Source organism: Telmatospirillum sp. J64-1, assembly GCF_006980715.1.
Classification (GTDB): Bacteria; Pseudomonadota; Alphaproteobacteria; order Rhodospirillales; family Magnetospirillaceae; genus Oleiliquidispirillum; species Oleiliquidispirillum nitrogeniifigens.
Genome location: NZ_SBHN01000076.1, coordinates 1 through 924, shown reverse-complemented (window position 1 = coordinate 924; position 924 = coordinate 1). Strand labels below are relative to the sequence as shown.

The 924-nt window shown below is 65.3% G+C and carries 2 protein-coding genes; both read left to right on the top strand.

Annotation, left to right across the window (positions count from 1 at the left end; translation table 11 throughout):
- Window positions 1-124 precede the first annotated feature (124 nt).
- Window positions 125-316, top strand: coding sequence for a hypothetical protein (locus EPD66_RS23835; RefSeq protein WP_142851046.1), 192 nt, complete (start codon window positions 125-127; stop codon window positions 314-316).
- Between the two features lie 3 nt (window positions 317-319).
- Window positions 320-924, top strand: a 605-nt coding sequence (locus EPD66_RS23830) for a phage tail tube protein (RefSeq protein ID WP_221931110.1), incomplete at its 3' end; no start/stop codon positions are given.

The following is a 924-nucleotide window of genomic DNA, read 5'->3' as shown; positions in this document are numbered from 1 at the left end:
TGCCGTCCGAGGACATGGAAGAGGTCCTCTATGCCGGTGCGCGAACCGTCGCCTTCCAGGCAGGCCTCGTCTGGCGCCTGCTCGAGTTCACCACCGCCTCTTACGTCTACAAGTGAGGAGCCCCATGCGCCCTGGTGGCCGCTACATCCTTGAGGCCGGCAAGCTTCGCCAGATCGAAGCCCCGACCAAACTCCACCCCGAAGGCTCGGCACCGCGCGATGCGCAGGGCCGCCGCCTGGATCGCCCCGGCGAGAAGCCCCAGCCCGCCGCGAAGGCCAAGGCTGTGGCCGCCGAAAAGACCGAGAAGAAGGACTAAGCCATGCAGCCGATGAAGTTCCGCAAGAAGGTGGTGCTGGCGAAGATTGAATCCACCTACGGCACCGACGCAGCCCCGACCGGTGCCGAGAATGCCATCCAGCTTTCGGATGTGGCTATCACGCCGATGGAAGCGCAGATGATCCAGCGCGGCATCGTGCGCCCGACGCTGGGCGCCGAAGGCTCCATCGCCGTTGGCATCCATGTCATCCTGGAATTCGCCGTCGAGGTTGCGGGCTCCGGCACCGCCGGCGAAGTGCCGCCTTGGGGCGTGCTGATGCGCGGCTGCGGCATGGCCGAGGTGATGGATCCAGATACCGAGGTCCGCTATTTGCCGGTCAGCGACGACGAAGAATCGGTTTCGATCCTCTTCAACATCGACGGCAATAAGCACGCCTTGCTGGGCGCGCGCGGCAATTTCACCCTGGACCTGGAATCGCCGGGCATCCCGCGTTGGCGCTATCGCTTTGTCGGGCTCTGGTCGGACCCGATCAGCGCCCCCATGCCCAGCATCGACCTGTCGGCCTGGCAGGCGGCGATGGCGGTCTCCAACGCCAACACGCCGACCTTCAGCTTGCACGGCTATGAGGCGGTGATGAAGCGCATCAG